Origin of the sequence: Leclercia sp. W17 (assembly GCF_003336325.1) — a bacterium.
Taxonomy (GTDB): domain Bacteria; phylum Pseudomonadota; class Gammaproteobacteria; order Enterobacterales; family Enterobacteriaceae; genus Enterobacter.
The window spans coordinates 709,098-726,103 of the sequence record NZ_CP031101.1 but is presented as its reverse complement, the minus strand read 5'-3'; the positions used below and the strand labels follow the sequence as shown (position 1 = coordinate 726,103).

Genomic DNA, 17,006 nt, shown 5'->3' with positions numbered 1-17,006 from the left:
TGCAAACGAAACCAGTGTGCAGTATATCGCAATGGCCCAAATTGTTTGCAACAACTAAACAACAGATCCCCTACACTTGCTCAGGCTTTACCACCGGACGCTGATACTCAGGCCACACCAGCTCCACCAGCGATGGATACGCCTCCAGGCTGAACTCGCGAAAACACTGGCGCAGGTTCATCACCTCCAGATCGGTGTGCGACACTTTTTCGCCGTTCAGGCAGCGCTTCTTGATATTGTCGTAATATTTGTAGACCGCCGAGTTAAGATCGCTGCAACGGCGCTGCGCCTCAAACAGGTCAGGAATGCTATTTATTTCCACCATATTCATTCGTTTAATTGTGGCATGGAGGAAATCAATATATTCATGATTAACACGCCAGTACCAAACCGGCGTAATCGCATTCATTAACACTGAAAAATGGTCTTCGCCCTCTTCTTTTGACATTCGCTCCGGCTGAGGCGGGACGTGCGTGCTTCCCACATCGCTACTTTTATTGAACTCGCGCATCAATAAAAGAACCACGGCGGTAAGCAATAACAAAGTAATGACAGTATAAAAAATGCTGTTCATATAGGCAGGCTCCATTTTTTTTGATTTTAAATTTGCCTCATGTTATTGTCAACGAATCTCACACTCCAGACAACCCTACCCCTTTGAAATTAAAGGAAATATAAAATGTTGCCCGACAATCTGGTTCCGGCCAAGTTTCACATGTTTTCCGTGGAACCAAAACCGCCAGAAGCAGAAAGCAATGCCAATTTCACTAAGGGGAAAAGAACACTCGCTGATTATGCGCCAGATATATTAATTGGCGTTACCCGTACCGGTAACTCCCGCAATATGTTGCTTGAAGAGCACGATCGGCATATTAAAGACCGCTTATTTCGGGTAGTTAAAATCGAGGTGTTCGCCCGGCTGTTGAATGATTTGCAGGCGGAGGGGGAAATAGATGCCCAGGCACTAAGTCAAATATTGGCGGAAAAAACCGATGAGATTAACGAAGCCGGTAATGAAATCTGGTTGAATCTTATTACCTGCGAAAAAAACACGCCTGTGTTTTATACGCTAGAGGATGAATAACGTGAAGGATGTTGATAACAACAACGTTTATTTGGCTTTAGATGACAAAAAAAGCGATGAATTTATCTTAGAGCAAAACCTTGCCGCGCTTAAAGAGATTAAAAACGCTGAAATACAAAGAATTGCTAAAGATCTGCTCTCCATTCCGGCCGGGCTGGTGCGTCTGAAATGGCAGAATCGTCGTGAAATTTATCCGTTGCAGGTAAAAGAAGAGATCTACGGCGCGACAATAAACGCCATTATGCAACAGCGCCCAGATTTAAAAGAAAAAATACTGGCGCGCCTGGAAACCAATTATCAATATATCCTGGCACGTGAAACCGCGACCCTGCGCGTCACCCGTAAGCTGGCTGATGAAGGCTATCGCACCACCAGCGTGACCACCGTTGCGCTGAATGAAGAGGTGCTGGCCGCGAAAGCGGACATCCCACCGCAAAAGCCGTAACCTCTCGCCGAACCCTGCCGTCTCGCCTGTTTCTCCTCAGCCCATTTTTTTTAAGGATTATCCTGAATAATCCTCACAGCCCAGTTGATTCTCCTAAGCTTAAAGTCTGATTAACCCCTCAAGGAGAACACCTATGGCAAACTCTCAGAGCAAAATTCAGGATCCGACAACCCAGTACTACACCGGCGAATATCCCAAGCAGAAACAGCCTGTACCGGGGCTGCAGAGCAAGATGGACCCGGTGCCGGACTGCGGCGAAAAGAGCTATAAAGGCAGCGGCAGACTACAGGATCGTAAGGCACTGGTGACAGGGGGCGATTCCGGGATTGGACGCGCTGCCGCCATCGCTTACGCGCGTGAAGGAGCAGACGTCGCCATTAACTATCTGCCCGACGAAGAAGAGGATGCCCAGCAGGTTAAGCAGCTTATCGAAGAGGCCGGGCGCAAAGCGGTGCTGATCCCTGGCGACCTGAGCGATGAACAATTTGCCCGCTCGCTGGTACATAAAGCCCATCAGGAGCTGGGTGGGCTGGATGTGCTGGCGCTGGTAGCCGGTAAGCAGGTGGCGGTGGAAAAGATTGCCGATATCACCACCGAGCAGTTTAAGCAGACCTATGCCGTGAACGTGCTGGCCCTGTTCTGGATTACCCAGGAGGCGCTGCCGCTGCTGCCCGCCGGGTCGAGCATTATCACCACCTCCTCAATTCAGGCCTATCAGCCGAGCCCGCACCTGCTGGACTATGCTTCCACTAAAGCGGCTATCCTCAACTTCAGCCGCGGGCTGGCGAAACAGGTGGCAGAGACCGGCGTGCGCGTCAACGTGGTCGCCCCGGGTCCTATCTGGACGGCGCTGCAAGTCTCCGGCGGTCAGCCTCAGGAGAAGCTCCCGCAGTTTGGTCAGCAGACGCCGATGAAACGTGCAGGGCAGCCTGCAGAGCTGGCGCCGGTCTATGTCTATCTGGCAAGTCAGGAGTCCAGCTACGTGACGGCAGAAGTGCACGGCGTATGCGGTGGGGAACATTTAGGCTGATGGTGCAGTGCCGGGTGGCGGCTTCGCCTTACCCGGCCTACGTTTCGCATGCAGGCGCCATCCGGCAAATACAAAAACGGCAACCCGTGGGTTGCCGTTTCTCTTTATTTCGCCGCCGCTTTCTCTTCGCCGACTAAACCAATTTTCAGGTAACCCGCCTGGTGCAGCGTGTCCATTACCTTCATCATGGTTTCGTAGTCAACGGTCTTGTCAGCCCGGAAGAAGACGGTAGTGTCTTTCTTGCCTTCGGTCAGGGCGTTCAGCGCCGGGATCACCGACTCATCGGTCACCGGATCGTTGCCGAGGAACATAGATTTATCGGCTTTGACAGAGAGATAAATCGGTTTTTCCGGGCGCGGCTGCGGCTGACTGGATGATGCAGGCAGATTCACCTTCACGTCTACGGTCGCCAGCGGCGCCGCCACCATGAAGATAATCAGCAGAACCAACATAACGTCGATAAACGGCGTCACGTTGATTTCGTGCATTTCGCCGTTATCGTCCAGATTTTCATTAAGACGCATTGCCATGACGAATCAACCTACGTGAAATTTCTGAGCAGAACGAATCGGCTTAGCCGAGCTGACGCTGAGGTCCAGATCGCGGCTTTGCAGGAGCAGAACCTGGGCGGCAACGTCGCCGAGGGTCGCTTTGTAGCTGCCAATCATACGGGCGAAGATGTTATAGATAACGACTGCCGGGATTGCTGCTACCAGACCAATGGCCGTTGCCAGCAGTGCTTCGGCGATGCCGGGTGCCACAACCGCAAGGTTGGTGGTTTGCGTCTGGGCGATGCCGATGAAGCTGTTCATGATGCCCCAGACAGTACCGAACAGACCGACGAACGGCGAAATCGCGCCGATGGTCGCCAGGTAACCGTTACCCCGTCCCATATGACGGCCAACGGCCGCAACGCGACGCTCAAGGCGGAAGCCGGTACGCTCTTTAATCCCTTCGTTGTCTTCACTGCCTGCAGAAAGTTCGAGCTCGTTCTGCGCTTCGTTGATTAACAGGGTGGTCAGGCTCTTCGCCTGGAAAGAGGCGGCCATGTCGCTCGCCTGATTCAGGGTGCGGGCTTCGGCCAGCTGCTGCTGCTCGCGCTTAAGGCGACGTTTATGGGAAAGAAGCTCTACGCTCTTGCTAAAGAAAATAGCCCAGGTGACGACAGACGCCAGAATCAGGCCGATCATGACAATCTTCACCACGATGTCGGCATGATGATACATACCCCAGACGGAGAGGTCCGTCTGCATCAAATTATTACCCACTCGGTATCTCCAGGACGCAAATCACAAAATCTGAGCATAATAATATCAAAACAACGTCGAATTGATAGTAGTTCTCATTAGTATTTACATAGTGCCGTAAATTCGTTTCATTTTCCTTGCGCTTACGCAGGAAAAATTTCCCGGAAACAAATTTTAAAAAATTTTCCGCTGAACCCACTACCGCTAACGTGACCATTTTTACTTTCGTGGTAGTGTGGACGTCCAGACGTATAAAAACAGGTTGTGCAGATATGAAAGAGAAGCATCTTGATACCACCCTTGTCCAGGCGGGACGCAGTAAAAAATATACCCTTGGTTCCGTGAACAGCGTCATCCAACGCGCCTCGTCGCTGGTGTTTGATACCGTTGAGGCGAAAAAGCACGCCACCCGTAACCGGGCCAACGGTGAGCTGTTTTACGGGCGTCGCGGCACGCTGACCCACTTCTCGCTACAGGAAGCGATGTGCGAGCTGGAGGGCGGCGCGGGCTGTGCGCTCTTCCCCTGCGGCGCAGCGGCGGTGGCCAATACCATTCTGGCCTTCGTCGAACAGGGCGACCATATCCTGATGACCAACACCGCCTACGAGCCAAGCCAAGACTTCTGCACCAAAATCCTCAGCAAGCTAGGGGTCACTACCGACTGGTTCGATCCGCAGATTGGCGCGAACATCGCCGATCTGATCCAGCCCAACACCCGGATTGTGTTCCTGGAATCACCCGGCTCTATCACTATGGAAGTGCATGATGTGCCAGCCATTGTGCAGGCGGTACGCAGCAAAGCGCCGGAGGCTATCATCATGATTGATAACACCTGGGCGGCGGGAGTGCTGTTCAAGGCGCTCGATTTTGGTATCGACATTTCGATTCAGGCGGCGACGAAGTACCTGATTGGCCACTCTGATGGCATGATTGGTACCGCGGTTTCCAACGCCCGCTGCTGGGAGCAGCTGCGTGAGAACGCCTATCTGATGGGCCAGATGGTGGATGCCGACACCGCCTATATGACCAGCCGCGGCTTGCGCACTCTCGGTGTGCGTCTGCGTCAACATCATGAAAGCAGCGTGCAAGTTGCGCAGTGGCTGGCGCAGCATCCCCAGGTGGCGCGGGTTAACCATCCGGCGCTGCCGGGCAGCGTCGGGCATGAATTCTGGCAACGTGACTTCACGGGCAGCAGCGGCCTGTTCTCATTCGTGCTTAATAAACGCCTGAGCAATGACGAACTTGCCGCTTACCTGGATAACTTTTCGCTGTTCAGCATGGCCTACTCCTGGGGCGGCTTTGAGTCGCTGATCCTGCCGAACCAGCCAGAGCAGATTGCGGCCCTGCGTCCGGGCGGCAAAGTGGACTTTACCGGCACCCTGATCCGCCTGCATATCGGCCTGGAAAACGTCGATGATTTGATCGCCGATTTAGAGGCCGGGTTTGCGCGTATCGAATAGCGCAGGGCTACAAACACACTCCGCGGACACTTTTCTCCACGTTAAGTGCAGAAAAGTCTGATTTGTTGCGTCTGCGATCAAAGCCCGCCGACGAAATAGGGAGTACAATAGCTTTATATATGCTGTTCCACAGGAAAGCCCATGGCTGTTATTCAAGATATTATCGCTGCACTCTGGCAACACGACTTTGCAGCACTGGCGGATCCGCACGTGGTTGGGATTGTCTATTTCGTTATGTTCGCCACGCTGTTTCTGGAAAATGGGTTACTGCCCGCCTCCTTTTTACCGGGGGATAGTCTGCTGCTGTTGGCAGGGGCGTTAATCGGTAAAGGGGTCATGGACTTTACCCCCACGATGGTGATCCTTACTTCAGCCGCCAGCCTGGGCTGCTGGCTCAGCTATTTGCAGGGCCGCTGGCTCGGCAATACGCGGGTGGTCAAAAGCTGGCTGGCACAGCTGCCGCATAAATACCATCAGCGGGCGAACTGCATGTTCGATCGTCACGGCCTGCTGGCGCTGCTGGTTGGGCGTTTTCTGGCCTTTGTGCGTACGCTGCTGCCAACCATGGCTGGCATCTCCGGGCTCTCTAACCGCCGCTTCCAGTTCTTTAACTGGCTGAGCGCGCTGCTGTGGGTCGGTGTAGTGACTACCTTTGGCTATGCCCTGAGCATGATCCCGTTCGTTAAACGCCACGAAGATCAGGTCATGACCTTCCTGATGATCCTGCCGATTTTCCTGCTGGTCGCAGGGCTGGTGGGAACGATTGTAGTGGTGATCCGTAAGAAGTACTGCAACGCCTGAGACGCTGCTGTCGTTGTAGCCCCGGTAAGCGTAGCGCCTCCGGGGAAAAGCGCCGGGCGGCACTGCGTTTGCCCGGCCTACATGTCAATCACATCCCCTGCATCATCCGCATCCGCGCCGCATCTTCCCCCGGCGTCACGCCAAAGTAGCGCTTGAACTCCCGGCTGAACTGCGAGGCGCTTTCATAGCCTACCCGCAGCGCGGCGGCGCTCGCTTTCATACCGTCGTGGATCATCATCATTCGCGCCTTATGCAGGCGGTAGCTCTTGAGATACTGCAGCGGCGAGGTGCTGGTTACCGACTTAAAGTTATGGTGGAACGCCGAGACGCTCATGTTGGCCTCCGCCGCCAGCTGATCCACGCTCAGGTTTTCGGTGTACTGGCTCTCGATGCGTTTCAGTACCCGTCCAATCAGGCTGAAGTGAGTCTGACGACTGACCAACGCCAGCAGCGCCCCGCCGCCCGGCCCCAGCAGGATGTGGTAGAGGATCTCGCGCACGATCTGCTTACCCAGAATCCGCGCGTCCAGCGGCCGCTCCATCACGTCCAGCAGACGTTCAATGGCGCAGAGGATCTCATCCGTCAGCGTGGCGGAGTTGATGCCGCTCGCCGCCATCGACGGGCGAAACAGTTCGTCTTCGCCAATGTCCATCAGCAGCTCCTGCAGTTGCAGGATATCGATATTTAAGCGAATACCTGCCAGCGGCACCGCCTCTGTCGCGAAAGTTTCACATTCAAAGGGTAAAGGTACTGTCAGGAGCAGATATTCGTTGGGGTCATAACGAAATACCCGCTCATTGATATAGCCAATTTTGTGGCCAGAAAAGAGAAAAATGATACCCGGCTGATACATCACCGGCGTGCGGGCGTAGGGCTGAGTCCCGTACAGCAGGCGAACATCCGGCAGCAGCGTATCAAGATAATTTTCATTATCTTTCAGTTTCTTAATTTGTTCCGTTAGCTGCAGGCAGACTGCTTCACGTTTCATCTTCTCTCACTCCGGGTACGTTTTCCGACGCCTGCAGTGTGCGCATTTTTTCCCATTTTCTCCAGCACTGTGTAGAAATGGGCAAGACAACGGCAGGAATGTGCATTGAGAGGAGCGCGTACGCTCGCCACAATGAGCACCATCAGGCAGCTCTCTGTGCCGCCCTGTTTTTTCACCCACCAAAGGGAACGAACAATGAACAATTTTAATCTGCATACCCCAACCCGCATCCTGTTTGGTAAAGGCGCCATTGCCGATCTGCGCGAGCAGATCCCGGCCAATACCCGCGTCCTGATTACCTATGGCGGCGGTAGCGTGAAGAAGAATGGCGTCCTGGATCAGGTTTACTCCGCGCTGGAAGGCATGGATGTGCGTGAGTTCAGCGGCATTGAGCCAAACCCCTCTTACGAAACGCTGATGAAGGCCGTAAAAATCGCCCGCGACGAGCAGATCACATTCCTGCTGGCGGTGGGCGGCGGTTCGGTGCTGGACGGCACCAAGTTCATTGCCGCGGCGGCCCATTACGATGAAACCATCGACCCGTGGCACATCCTGCAAACCGGCGGCAGCGACATCAAGAGCGCCATTCCGATGGGCTCCGTACTGACCCTGCCAGCGACCGGCTCCGAGTCCAATAAAGGCGCGGTGATCTCCCGTAAAACCACCGGCGACAAGCAGGCCTTTATGAACGAGCACGTGCAGCCGGTGTTTGCGGTGCTGGATCCGGTTTACACCTACACCCTGCCGCCGCGTCAGGTGGCGAACGGCGTGGTGGATGCCTTTGTCCACACCGTTGAGCAGTACGTTACTTACCCGGTAAACGCCAAAATTCAGGATCGTTTCGCCGAGGGCATTCTGCTGACCCTGATCGAAGATGGCCCGCTGGCGCTGAAAGAGCCAGAAAACTACGAAGTGCGCGCCAACGTGATGTGGGCTGCGACTCAGGCGCTGAACGGCCTGATTGGCGCAGGCGTGCCGCAGGACTGGGCAACCCACATGCTGGGCCACGAGCTGACGGCGATGCACGGCCTCGATCATGCCCAGACCCTGGCCGTGGTTCTGCCTGCGCTGTGGAATGAAAAACGCGACACCAAACGTGGCAAGCTGCTGCAGTACGCTGAGCGCGTCTGGGGTATTACTGCCGGTTCTGAAGATGAGCGTATCGATGCGGCTATCGCAGCCACCCGCAACTTCTTCGAGCAGCTGGGTGTTCCGACGCGTCTCTCCGGCTACGGTCTGGACGGCAGTTCCATCCCTGCCCTGCTGGCAAAACTCGAGGAGCACGGCATGACGCAAATCGGGGAACATCATGACATTACTCTCGATGTAAGCCGCCGTATTTACGAGGCCGCTCGCTAACTGATTTTACGCGATTGCCTTCCGTTTTTCGGCATTTAGGCCAGGCTTAATGCACATACGCCACCAGGGGATCACTCCTGGTGGATGTCCAATGAAGGAGGAAAAATGGCAAACCAAACCGTAATCAAGCTTCAGGATGGCAACGTAATGCCCCAGTTGGGGCTCGGCGTATGGAAAGCCGGTAACGACGAGGTCGTCTCCGCCATTCATAAAGCACTGGAAGTCGGCTATCGCTCCATTGATACCGCTGCCGCCTACAAAAATGAGGAGGGCGTCGGCAAGGCCCTTGCCAGCGCTGGCGTACCCCGCGAAGAGCTGTTCATTACTACCAAGCTGTGGAACGACGACCAGAAGCGTCCGGCAGAAGCCCTGCAGGAGAGCTTGGACAAGCTGCAACTCGATTTCGTCGATCTCTATCTGATGCACTGGCCGGTTCCGGCTATCGACCATTACGTCGATGCCTGGAAGGGGATGATTGAGCTGCAAAAAGCCGGGCTGATAAAAAGCATCGGGGTCTGTAACTTCCAGGTTCACCATCTGCAACGGCTGATTGATGAGACGGGCGTCGCCCCGGTGATCAACCAGATTGAACTGCACCCGCTGATGCAGCAGCGCCAGCTGCATGCCTGGAATGCGACCCACAAGATCCAGACCGAATCCTGGAGCCCGCTGGCCCAGGGCGGCGAAGGGGTATTCGATCAGAAAATTATCCGCGACCTGGCCGATAAGTACGGCAAAACCCCGGCACAGATTGTCATTCGCTGGCATCTGGACTGCGGTCTGGTGGTGATCCCGAAATCGGTCACCCCGTCGCGCATCGCTGAGAACTTCAACGTGTGGGATTTCCGCCTGGATAAAGATGAACTGGGTGAAATTGCGAAGCTGGATAAAGGCAAGCGTTTAGGCCCGGATCCGGACCAGTTTGGCGGTTAGTAAAAAGCCGGGTGGCGGCTTCGCCTTACCCGGCCTACATATCAGAGCGTAGGCCCGGTAAGCGCAGCGCCACCGGGCAATGCGGTTTAACCGCTCTTACGTTTTACACTCTTCTTCGTGCTCGCCCCACCGTTCGAACGCTGATGCACAATTGGCGTGTGCTTGGTCAGGGCCGGACGTGTATTGCGGTTCTGGCGGCGCGCTTCGCGCATCTCTTCAACCGTTGGCGCAGGCACCAGACAGTCGCGGCGTGAGCCAATCAGGTGCTTTTTGCCCATCTCTTCCAGCGCCTGGCGGATCAGCGGCCAGTTTTTCGGATCGTGATAACGCAGCAGGGCTTTATGCAGGCGACGCTGTTTGTCCCCCTTCGGCACCACCACATCTTCACTCTTATAGCCAATCTTACTCAGCGGGTTCTTGCCGGTGTAATACATGGTGGTTGAGTTCGCCAGCGGCGACGGATAGAAGTTCTGCACCTGATCCAGACGGAAGCGACGCTGCTTCAGCCACAGGGCCAGGTTCACCATGTCTTCATCACGCGTGCCCGGGTGTGCGGAGATAAAGTATGGGATCAGGTACTGCTCTTTCCCGGCCTGCTTCGAATAGGTATCGAACAGCTCTTTAAAGCGATCATAGCTCCCCATCCCCGGCTTCATCATCTTCGATAATGGCCCCTCTTCGGTATGCTCCGGGGCGATCTTCAGGTAGCCGCCCACGTGGTGGGTCGCCAGCTCTTTGATGTAGCGCGGATCTTCCACAGCGATGTCATAACGCACCCCGGAAGCGATGAGGATCTTCTTGATGCCTTTCAGATCGCGGGCACGACGGTAGAGGTTGATCGTCGGTTCGTGGTTAGTGTCCATATGTTCGCAAATGCTCGGATAGACACAGGAGAGACGACGGCAGGTTTGCTCCGCGCGCGGCGACTTACAGCGCAGCATGTACATGTTGGCGGTTGGGCCACCCAGATCGGAGATGACGCCGGTAAAGCCCGGTACCGTGTCGCGAATGGCTTCGATCTCGTTGACGATGGAGTCTTCAGAGCGGCTCTGAATAATGCGCCCTTCATGCTCGGTGATCGAACAGAAAGAGCAGCCCCCGAAGCAGCCACGCATGATATTGATCGAGAAGCGGATCATCTCGTACGCCGGGATACGGGCGTTGCCGTACGCCGGGTGCGGCACGCGTTTGTACGGCAGCGCAAACACGCTGTCCATCTCTTCGGTAGAGAGTGGGATTGCCGGCGGGTTAATCCAGATGTAGCGCTCACCGTGCTTTTGCATCAGCGCACGGGCACAGCCCGGGTTGGTTTCATGGTGCAGAATACGGGACGCATGCGCGTAGAGCACCTTGTCACTTTTTACCTTCTCAAAGGATGGCAGCAGCACGTAGGTCTTTTCCCACGGCTTCGGACGCGGCGGCTGCACCACGATAGCTTTTGCTTCGGCTTTCTTCGGCGCAACCGGCTTATTATCCGCACACGACAGATCTTCGCCGTACGGATGCGGGATCGGGTCGATTTTGCCCGGCATATCGATGATACGGGAATCCACCCCTTTCCAGCCCGGCAGCGCCTCTTTCACCATGATCGCGGTATTACGCACGTCGCGGATGTCGCCCACCGGTTCGCCCTGCGCCAGACGGTGCGCCACTTCCACCAGCGGACGCTCGCCGTTGCCGAAGATCAGCATATCGGCTTTGGAGTCCACCAGCACCGAACGGCGTACGGTATCAGACCAGTAGTCGTAGTGCGCGGTACGGCGCAGGCTCGCCTCGATGCCACCCAGGATGACCGACACATCTTTCCAGGCCTCTTTGCAGCGCTGGGTGTAGACGAGGGTTGCGCGATCCGGACGCTTGCCCGCCACGTTATCCGCGGTGTAGGCGTCGTCGTGACGCAGCTTACGGTCGGCGGTGTAGCGGTTGATCATCGAGTCCATGTTGCCCGCGGTAACGCCGAAGAAGAGGTTCGGCTTACCGAGGCGCATAAAATCATCTTTGCTGTTCCAGTCAGGCTGGGCAATGATCCCGACGCGGAAGCCCTGGGCTTCGAGCATGCGACCGCAGATCGCCATACCAAAGCTCGGGTGATCGACGTAAGCATCACCCGTCACCAGGATAATGTCGCAGCTGTCCCAGCCAAGTTGGTCCATCTCTTCACGAGACATCGGCAGGAAAGGCGCCGGTCCAAAGCAGGCCGCCCAGTACTGCGGCCAGGAGAAGAGGTCACGATCCGGCTGGATCAGGGAAATTGCGCTCATAATGCTTCCGAAGAAAAAATAGACAAAAGGAGCGGGATTATACGCTGGATCATTGTGGGAAATGAAGGAGTATTGTGCGGGGGATGTTAATGCCCGGTGGCGCTTCGCTTACCGGGCCTACGGCCTGTAGGTCGGGTAAGGCGAAGCCGCCACCCGGCACGTTTTACGGTGCCGGATTGATTAACATTTGCCCCACCGAGCCGCGATCCGCCATCTCCAGCGTCTGGCTGTGGAACAGGAACGGGAAGTGCGGCCAGGAAGGCTGCCCGTAATAGACCAGCAGTTCCACCTGCCCGTCGACCCAGACGGTATCCTTCCAGCCTCTGTCTTCCGGGAACGGCATGGCGCCGTTGACGTTGCGGATCAGGAAACTCACCCCTTCGATATGGAACGACTGCGGCCTGTCGGCGCGCACCGTCCAGCGCTCCCAGGAGCCCTGCTGGGCGGTAATATCGATGCGGTTCACATCCCACAGTTGGCCGTTAATGCCCGGGTCGTCGCCAAGGCTGATATCCCGGCTGCGCACCGGCGTACCGCTCAGGATCTCCTCCGGCAGCAGGCGCATCGGCAGGGTATCAGTCACCAGCGGCAGCAGACCGGTTGGACGCAGGGTTAACACCAGCGTCGAGACCAGAATGCTCGACGGCTCAAAGAAACCGCGCAGACGATCAACGATGCCCGCCGCCTCGCCACAGGTGATCGACACCTCTTCGCCGTTGGTCATGTCCACCAGGATTTCGCGTCGCTCGCCCGGCGCCAGCGCCAGCTGTTTAACCGACACCGGAGCCGGTAAAAAGCCCTGATCCCCGGCAATGACGTGCAGCGCGCGACCATCGCTCATCTGCAGTTGATAGCGACGCGAGTTGGAGGCATTCAGCAGACGCAGGCGTACCCAGCCGCGTGACACCTCGACATAGGGGCTTTGCGCGCCGTTGACCAGCAGCGTATCACCCACAAAACCGCCGCTGCCCGGCTCGCTGTACTCCGGCGTACCGAAATTATCCAGCCGCTTGTCCTGAATGATGAGCGGGAAGTCATCCACCCCGTAGTGGTTCGGGATCGGCAGGGATTTACTGACCTCATCCTCTATCAGCCACATCCCGGCCAGACCGTTGTAGACCTGCTGCGCGGTGCGGTTTGGGGTGTTGGCGTGATACCAGAGGGTCGCGGCGCGCTGGCGGACCGGCAGAACCGGTGCCCAGTCGGCGCTTGCGGACATCATGCGCGGGGCACCGCCCAGCAGCGGGCCCGGCACCTGCATCCCGCTGATGGTCATGGCGACGTTCTCCGCCAGACGGTTGCTGTAGATCAGTTTGACGTCATCGCCGCTCCAGACGCGCACCGTCGGGCCGAGGTAACGTCCGTTGATGCCCCAGACCGAAGCCCGGGTACCCTGAGTGAACGACCAGTGGGCGCGCTGTAGCGTCAGAAACAGCGGCTGCCCGCGGCGGGATTCTAGTAACGGCGGAATGGGCAGCGGCTGCTGCTGCCCGGCGGCGTTTGCCCTCAGCGGAACCGCGCCTGCACAAAGGGCGATCCCCGATGCCTGAATAAACTGACGGCGACTGAGTGACATAATGGCTCCATCTATAAACGCACTAACACACGGGAATTCGTTTTCCCTTTAAGCCGGCTTAAACCTTGCCAGCAGCTTCTCGCTCTGCGACTTCTTTATCGAGCTCAGCGATTTTATTCAGCATTAATTCGCGGCAATGTGCCGCCAGCTCGCGTACCTGGTCTTTGCCATATTTACTGACATCGACCGGCGGCAGCATCTCTACGATGACCAGACCGTTACGCAGACGATTCAGGTTTATCTTATTCGATGTGTTGGAAACACACACTGGAATAATCGGTACGCCTGCCGCAATTGCGGCATGAAATGCGCCAGTTTTGAACGGCAGCAGGCCACGACCCCGGCTGCGGGTCCCTTCCGGGAACATCCAGATAGAGATCTTGCGTTTTTTGAAGTGGTTCACCACCTCGGCAATCGTGCCGTGTGCTTTGGCCCGGTTGTTACGGTCAATCAGCAGGTTGCCGGTGAGCCAGTAGAGCTGGCCGAAGAACGGGATCCACAGCAGGCTTTTCTTACCCACAGTGACGGTTGGCGGCTGCACGATTTTCGCTGCGGTCACCATATCGTAGTTATTCTGGTGGTTACCGATATAGATAGCGTTACCAAATTTCTCTGCCCCTTCCGGCAGACGCGTTTCCACCTTCAGGCCAAACAGCGGCGCCAGACGGGCAAACATGTGGCCAAAGGTGGCGACATGTTTTGGATTACGCGGGCTGAACAGGCAGTAAACAGAGCCGAAGATACAGACCAGAATGCAGTAGATAACGGCAAGAATGGTACGAACAATTAATAGCATAGCGACCTCAAAAACCCCTGACAGTTGACGATTATACTGCAACTGTTAGCGGGTAACTCTTTTGTTTCTATAACGGATGTTTTTCACGAGTCCCCCTCCTGAGCGGAGGGGGAGGTGCTCTGTTACGCTTCGTTGTCGCCCGATGTCGCGCGGTGTGGAGAGTCGATCTCTACACGGTCAATGCGCTGCAAGCCACGCATCAGCGATCCTTTGCGTCCACGTTCGCCCACCACTTTCTGCAGCTCTTCCGGGCGCAGCTTGATTTTGCGTTTACCCACATGGATGGTCAACGTGCTCTGCGGCGGCAGAATAAAGAGGTGCGCCAGGCTGTCTTCCCCTTTTGCCGCATCCGCCGCGGCGATGTTGATGATCTTATTGCCTTTGCCTTTCGACAGCTGCGGCAGATCGCTGAGCGGGAACATCAGCATGCGGCCCGCGGCGGAGATCGCCAGCAGCATGTCGTTCTCGTCTTCAATCACCAGCGGGGCCATGACCCGGGCGTTATCCGGCAAGCTAATCAACGCCTTGCCCGCACGGTTGCGCGAGATCAGATCGTTAAAGGTACAGATGAAGCCGTAACCCGCATCGGAGGCCAGCAGCAGCTTCTGCTCATCGCCTTCCATCAACATATGCTCAATGGTCGCCCCTGGCGGCAGCGTCAGCTTGCCAGTGAGTGGCTCGCCCTGCCCGCGCGCTGACGGCAGCGTAATCGGGTCGATGGCGTAGCTGCGCCCGGTGGTGTCGATAAAGGCCACCGGCTGGTTGCTCTTGCCCTTCACGGCGGCTTTGAAGCTGTCGCCCGCTTTGTAACTCAGACCCGGCGCGTCGATATCATGACCTTTGGCGCTACGCACCCAGCCGCTTTGTGACAGCACAATGGTCACCGGCTCGGACGGCTGCAGGTCATGCTCGCTCATCGCTTTCGCTTCTTCGCGCTCGTGCAGCGGAGAGCGACGCTCATCGCCGAAGGCATCGGCGTCAGCCTGCAGCTCTTTCTTCAGCAGGTTGTTCATCTTGCGTTCGGAGGCGAGGATCGCCTGCAGCTGATCGCGCTCTTTTTCCAGCTCGTTCTGCTCACCGCGAATTTTCATCTCTTCCAGCTTCGCGAGATGGCGCAGTTTCAGCTCGAGGATCGCTTCCGCCTGGGTTTCGCTGATGCCAAAGCGCGACATCAGGGCCGGCTTCGGCTCATCCTCGGTACGGATGATCTCAATCACTTCGTCGATGTTGAGGAACGCCACCAGCAAACCTTCGAGGATATGCAGGCGCTTAAGCACTTTCTCCAGACGGTGATTCAGACGACGGCGCACCGTATCGCGGCGGAAGGTCAGCCATTCGGTGAGGATCTCCAGCAGGTTTTTCACCGCCGGGCGGCCATCCAGCCCGATCATGTTCAGGTTGATACGGTAGCTTTTTTCCAGATCGGTGGTGGCGAACAGGTGGTTCATCACCGGCTCCATATCCACACGGTTGGAACGCGGCACGATCACCAGACGGGTCGGGTTTTCGTGGTCAGATTCATCGCGCAGATCGTCCACCATCGGCAGCTTTTTATTGCGCATCTGGGCGGCGATCTGCTCCAGCACCTTCGCGCCCGAGACCTGGTGCGGCAGCGCGGTGATCACCACCGCGCCATCCTCTTTGGTCCACACCGCGCGCATACGCACCGAGCCGCGACCGTTCTGGTAGATTTTGCGGATTTCCGCGCGGGAGGTGATGATCTCCGCTTCGGTCGGGAAGTCCGGCCCCTGCACGATATCCAGCAGATCGTCCAGCGTGGTCTTCGGCTGTTCAATCAGGGTGATGGCCGCTTTCGCCACTTCACGCAGGTTGTGCGGCGGGATATCCGTCGCCATTCCGACGGCAATGCCGGTGGTGCCGTTCAGCAGAATGTTCGGCAGACGCGCAGGCAGCATTTTCGGCTCCTGCAGCGTACCGTCGAAGTTCGGTACCCACTCCACGGTGCCTTGCCCCAGCTCGCTGAGCAGCAGTTCGGCATATTTAGAGAGACGGGATTCGGTATAACGCATCGCCGCGAACGACTTCGGATCGTCCGGCGCCCCCCAGTTCCCCTGGCCGTCGACCAGCGGATAGCGGTAGGAGAACGGCTGGGCCATCAGCACCATCGCTTCATAACAGGCGCTGTCGCCGTGCGGATGGTATTTACCCAGCACGTCACCCACGGTACGGGCGGATTTTTTAAACTTGGCGCTGGCATTCAGTCCCAGCTCAGACATCGCATAAACGATGCGGCGCTGAACGGGTTTCAGGCCATCTCCGATAAACGGCAACGCCCTGTCCATGATGACGTACATGGAGTAGTTCAGGTAGGCGTTTTCCGTGAATTCATGTAGCGCGAGGCGCTCTGCCATATCGCTCATTAAATGGGATTCCTCAACTCAGAAACCAGTTGGTTTCAGGCAATATTGCCGCAGATACTACCTTATCTGGCGAGTCGAGTCACAAAGAAAAAGGGGCCGGAATAACGGCCCCTTGATGGGTTATTTATTCAGCTTGATAACCTGTTTCACGTCGATTTCGAAATCGTTCCACTCTTTATCGACCTTGCCCTGCAGCTCAACCTTATCCTGCGGCGTAATGGTCTGGCCGTTCCAGTGTTTATTGTCGATCTCCACCGTTACCGTGCCGCTCTCATCACGGAAGGTATAACGGTCGTCAGAGAGGCGCTCGGTAATCGTCCCGCGCAGTTTCACCCAGCTGTCATCCTTCATATCCTTGACCTTCTGCGCCGTGGTGAGGTTAGCGTCATTATCGACAAACCCGCCCTGCTGGGTTTGCGTCTGGGTTGCCGTCGCGGATGGGCCATTAAATCCACCCTGTGCCGCAAACACCGGCGCGGAGGTGATCATCATGATGGCAGCAATAGCAGCGATTTTTTTCATCTTAACTCTCCCTTTAATGTCGTTTCGCAATCCATTAAACAGGGTAAACCTTAACAACTTCTTAAGCGGAAAATTTAAATTTTTTTACTGTACAGCTGTGCGTAACAGAGGGTTTACTGACGG

At 56.3% G+C, this 17,006-nt stretch carries 16 protein-coding genes; 7 read left to right on the top strand and 9 right to left on the bottom strand.

Annotation, left to right across the window (positions count from 1 at the left end):
- Positions 1–70: 70 nt before the first annotated feature.
- Positions 71–574 carry an ESA_00282 family adhesion-associated protein gene (locus tag DVA44_RS03650; RefSeq protein ID WP_114385753.1) on the bottom strand — a complete coding sequence of 168 codons (504 nt, stop codon included), beginning with the start codon at positions 572–574 and terminating at the stop codon, positions 71–73.
- 105 nt (positions 575–679) lie between these two features.
- On the opposite strand from DVA44_RS03650, the gene DVA44_RS03645 reads away from it, so the two are divergent.
- The 3 genes from DVA44_RS03645 to DVA44_RS03635 all read left to right on the top strand — a co-directional run bounded on the left by DVA44_RS03645 (position 680) and on the right by DVA44_RS03635 (position 2,559).
- Positions 680–1,084, top strand: coding sequence for a hypothetical protein (locus tag DVA44_RS03645; protein ID WP_114385752.1), 405 nt, complete (start codon positions 680–682; stop codon positions 1,082–1,084).
- Entirely contained in the window at positions 1,077–1,529 is a 453-nt protein-coding gene (locus DVA44_RS03640; protein ID WP_103176957.1) for a cytoplasmic protein, read from the top strand. Before DVA44_RS03645 ends, DVA44_RS03640 begins: the two co-directional genes overlap by 8 nt.
- A gap of 133 nt (positions 1,530–1,662) precedes the next feature.
- The gene (locus DVA44_RS03635) at positions 1,663–2,559 is read left to right on the top strand and encodes an SDR family oxidoreductase (RefSeq protein WP_103822857.1); all 897 of its coding nucleotides are present in this window, start codon (positions 1,663–1,665) and stop codon (positions 2,557–2,559) included.
- A 104-nt stretch (positions 2,560–2,663) separates the two neighbouring features.
- On the opposite strand, the gene exbD is transcribed toward DVA44_RS03635, so the two are convergent.
- Positions 2,664–3,089, bottom strand: a complete 426-nt coding sequence (gene exbD / locus DVA44_RS03630) for a TonB system transport protein ExbD (protein ID WP_114316790.1) — start codon at positions 3,087–3,089, stop codon at positions 2,664–2,666.
- 6 nt (positions 3,090–3,095) lie between these two features.
- Entirely contained in the window at positions 3,096–3,827 is a 732-nt protein-coding gene (exbB, locus tag DVA44_RS03625; RefSeq protein ID WP_114385751.1) for a tol-pal system-associated acyl-CoA thioesterase, read from the bottom strand.
- A gap of 251 nt (positions 3,828–4,078) precedes the next feature.
- On the opposite strand from exbB, the gene metC reads away from it, so the two are divergent.
- Positions 4,079–5,266 (top strand): cystathionine beta-lyase, encoded by a 1,188-nt coding sequence (metC, locus tag DVA44_RS03615; protein WP_114385750.1) that lies wholly within the window; start codon positions 4,079–4,081, stop codon positions 5,264–5,266.
- 141 nt (positions 5,267–5,407) lie between these two features.
- On the top strand, positions 5,408–6,067 hold the full coding sequence (gene yghB / locus DVA44_RS03610) for a DedA family general envelope maintenance protein YghB (RefSeq protein ID WP_103176962.1): 660 nt from the start codon (positions 5,408–5,410) through the stop codon (positions 6,065–6,067).
- Positions 6,068–6,155: 88 nt separating this feature from the next.
- On the opposite strand, the gene DVA44_RS03605 is transcribed toward yghB, so the two are convergent.
- Positions 6,156–7,055: an AraC family transcriptional regulator gene (locus DVA44_RS03605; protein WP_103822859.1), complete on the bottom strand. Its 900-nt coding sequence runs from the start codon at positions 7,053–7,055 to the stop codon at positions 6,156–6,158.
- A gap of 195 nt (positions 7,056–7,250) precedes the next feature.
- On the opposite strand from DVA44_RS03605, the gene yqhD reads away from it, so the two are divergent.
- Positions 7,251–8,414 (top strand): alcohol dehydrogenase, encoded by a 1,164-nt coding sequence (yqhD, locus tag DVA44_RS03600; protein ID WP_114385749.1) that lies wholly within the window; start codon positions 7,251–7,253, stop codon positions 8,412–8,414.
- Positions 8,415–8,519: 105 nt separating this feature from the next.
- Positions 8,520–9,347 (top strand): 2,5-didehydrogluconate reductase DkgA, encoded by an 828-nt coding sequence (gene dkgA / locus DVA44_RS03595; RefSeq protein ID WP_103822861.1) that lies wholly within the window; start codon positions 8,520–8,522, stop codon positions 9,345–9,347.
- A gap of 86 nt (positions 9,348–9,433) precedes the next feature.
- On the opposite strand, the gene DVA44_RS03590 is transcribed toward dkgA, so the two are convergent.
- The 5 genes from DVA44_RS03590 to DVA44_RS03570 all read right to left on the bottom strand — a co-directional run bounded on the left by DVA44_RS03590 (position 9,434) and on the right by DVA44_RS03570 (position 16,883).
- Positions 9,434–11,608 carry a YgiQ family radical SAM protein gene (locus DVA44_RS03590; protein ID WP_114385748.1) on the bottom strand — a complete coding sequence of 725 codons (2,175 nt, stop codon included), beginning with the start codon at positions 11,606–11,608 and terminating at the stop codon, positions 9,434–9,436.
- 163 nt (positions 11,609–11,771) lie between these two features.
- Entirely contained in the window at positions 11,772–13,184 is a 1,413-nt protein-coding gene (gene ftsP / locus DVA44_RS03585) for a cell division protein FtsP (protein ID WP_103822863.1), read from the bottom strand.
- A 58-nt stretch (positions 13,185–13,242) separates the two neighbouring features.
- Complete coding sequence (gene plsC / locus DVA44_RS03580; protein ID WP_103180982.1) at positions 13,243–13,980, bottom strand: 1-acylglycerol-3-phosphate O-acyltransferase; 738 nt, start codon at positions 13,978–13,980, stop codon at positions 13,243–13,245.
- Positions 13,981–14,102: 122 nt separating this feature from the next.
- A complete protein-coding gene (parC, locus tag DVA44_RS03575) occupies positions 14,103–16,361 on the bottom strand; it encodes a DNA topoisomerase IV subunit A (protein ID WP_103822864.1) in 2,259 nt (752 codons plus the stop codon).
- A gap of 120 nt (positions 16,362–16,481) precedes the next feature.
- Positions 16,482–16,883 carry a YgiW/YdeI family stress tolerance OB fold protein gene (locus tag DVA44_RS03570; RefSeq protein ID WP_103176969.1) on the bottom strand — a complete coding sequence of 134 codons (402 nt, stop codon included), beginning with the start codon at positions 16,881–16,883 and terminating at the stop codon, positions 16,482–16,484.
- Positions 16,884–17,006: the final 123 nt, after the last annotated feature.

Coding starts and splice junctions, on each gene's coding strand:
- DVA44_RS03650 (WP_114385753.1), bottom strand. CDS start 574: ATGAACAGCATTTTTTATACTGTCATTACTTTGTTATTGCTTACCGCC.
- DVA44_RS03645 (WP_114385752.1), top strand. CDS start 680: ATGTTGCCCGACAATCTGGTTCCGGCCAAGTTTCACATGTTTTCCGTG.
- DVA44_RS03640 (WP_103176957.1), top strand. CDS start 1,077: ATGAATAACGTGAAGGATGTTGATAACAACAACGTTTATTTGGCTTTA.
- DVA44_RS03635 (WP_103822857.1), top strand. CDS start 1,663: ATGGCAAACTCTCAGAGCAAAATTCAGGATCCGACAACCCAGTACTAC.
- exbD (WP_114316790.1), bottom strand. CDS start 3,089: ATGGCAATGCGTCTTAATGAAAATCTGGACGATAACGGCGAAATGCAC.
- metC (WP_114385750.1), top strand. CDS start 4,079: ATGAAAGAGAAGCATCTTGATACCACCCTTGTCCAGGCGGGACGCAGT.
- yghB (WP_103176962.1), top strand. CDS start 5,408: ATGGCTGTTATTCAAGATATTATCGCTGCACTCTGGCAACACGACTTT.
- DVA44_RS03605 (WP_103822859.1), bottom strand. CDS start 7,055: ATGAAACGTGAAGCAGTCTGCCTGCAGCTAACGGAACAAATTAAGAAA.
- yqhD (WP_114385749.1), top strand. CDS start 7,251: ATGAACAATTTTAATCTGCATACCCCAACCCGCATCCTGTTTGGTAAA.
- dkgA (WP_103822861.1), top strand. CDS start 8,520: ATGGCAAACCAAACCGTAATCAAGCTTCAGGATGGCAACGTAATGCCC.
- DVA44_RS03590 (WP_114385748.1), bottom strand. CDS start 11,608: ATGAGCGCAATTTCCCTGATCCAGCCGGATCGTGACCTCTTCTCCTGG.
- ftsP (WP_103822863.1), bottom strand. CDS start 13,184: ATGTCACTCAGTCGCCGTCAGTTTATTCAGGCATCGGGGATCGCCCTT.
- plsC (WP_103180982.1), bottom strand. CDS start 13,980: ATGCTATTAATTGTTCGTACCATTCTTGCCGTTATCTACTGCATTCTG.
- parC (WP_103822864.1), bottom strand. CDS start 16,361: ATGAGCGATATGGCAGAGCGCCTCGCGCTACATGAATTCACGGAAAAC.
- DVA44_RS03570 (WP_103176969.1), bottom strand. CDS start 16,883: ATGAAAAAAATCGCTGCTATTGCTGCCATCATGATGATCACCTCCGCG.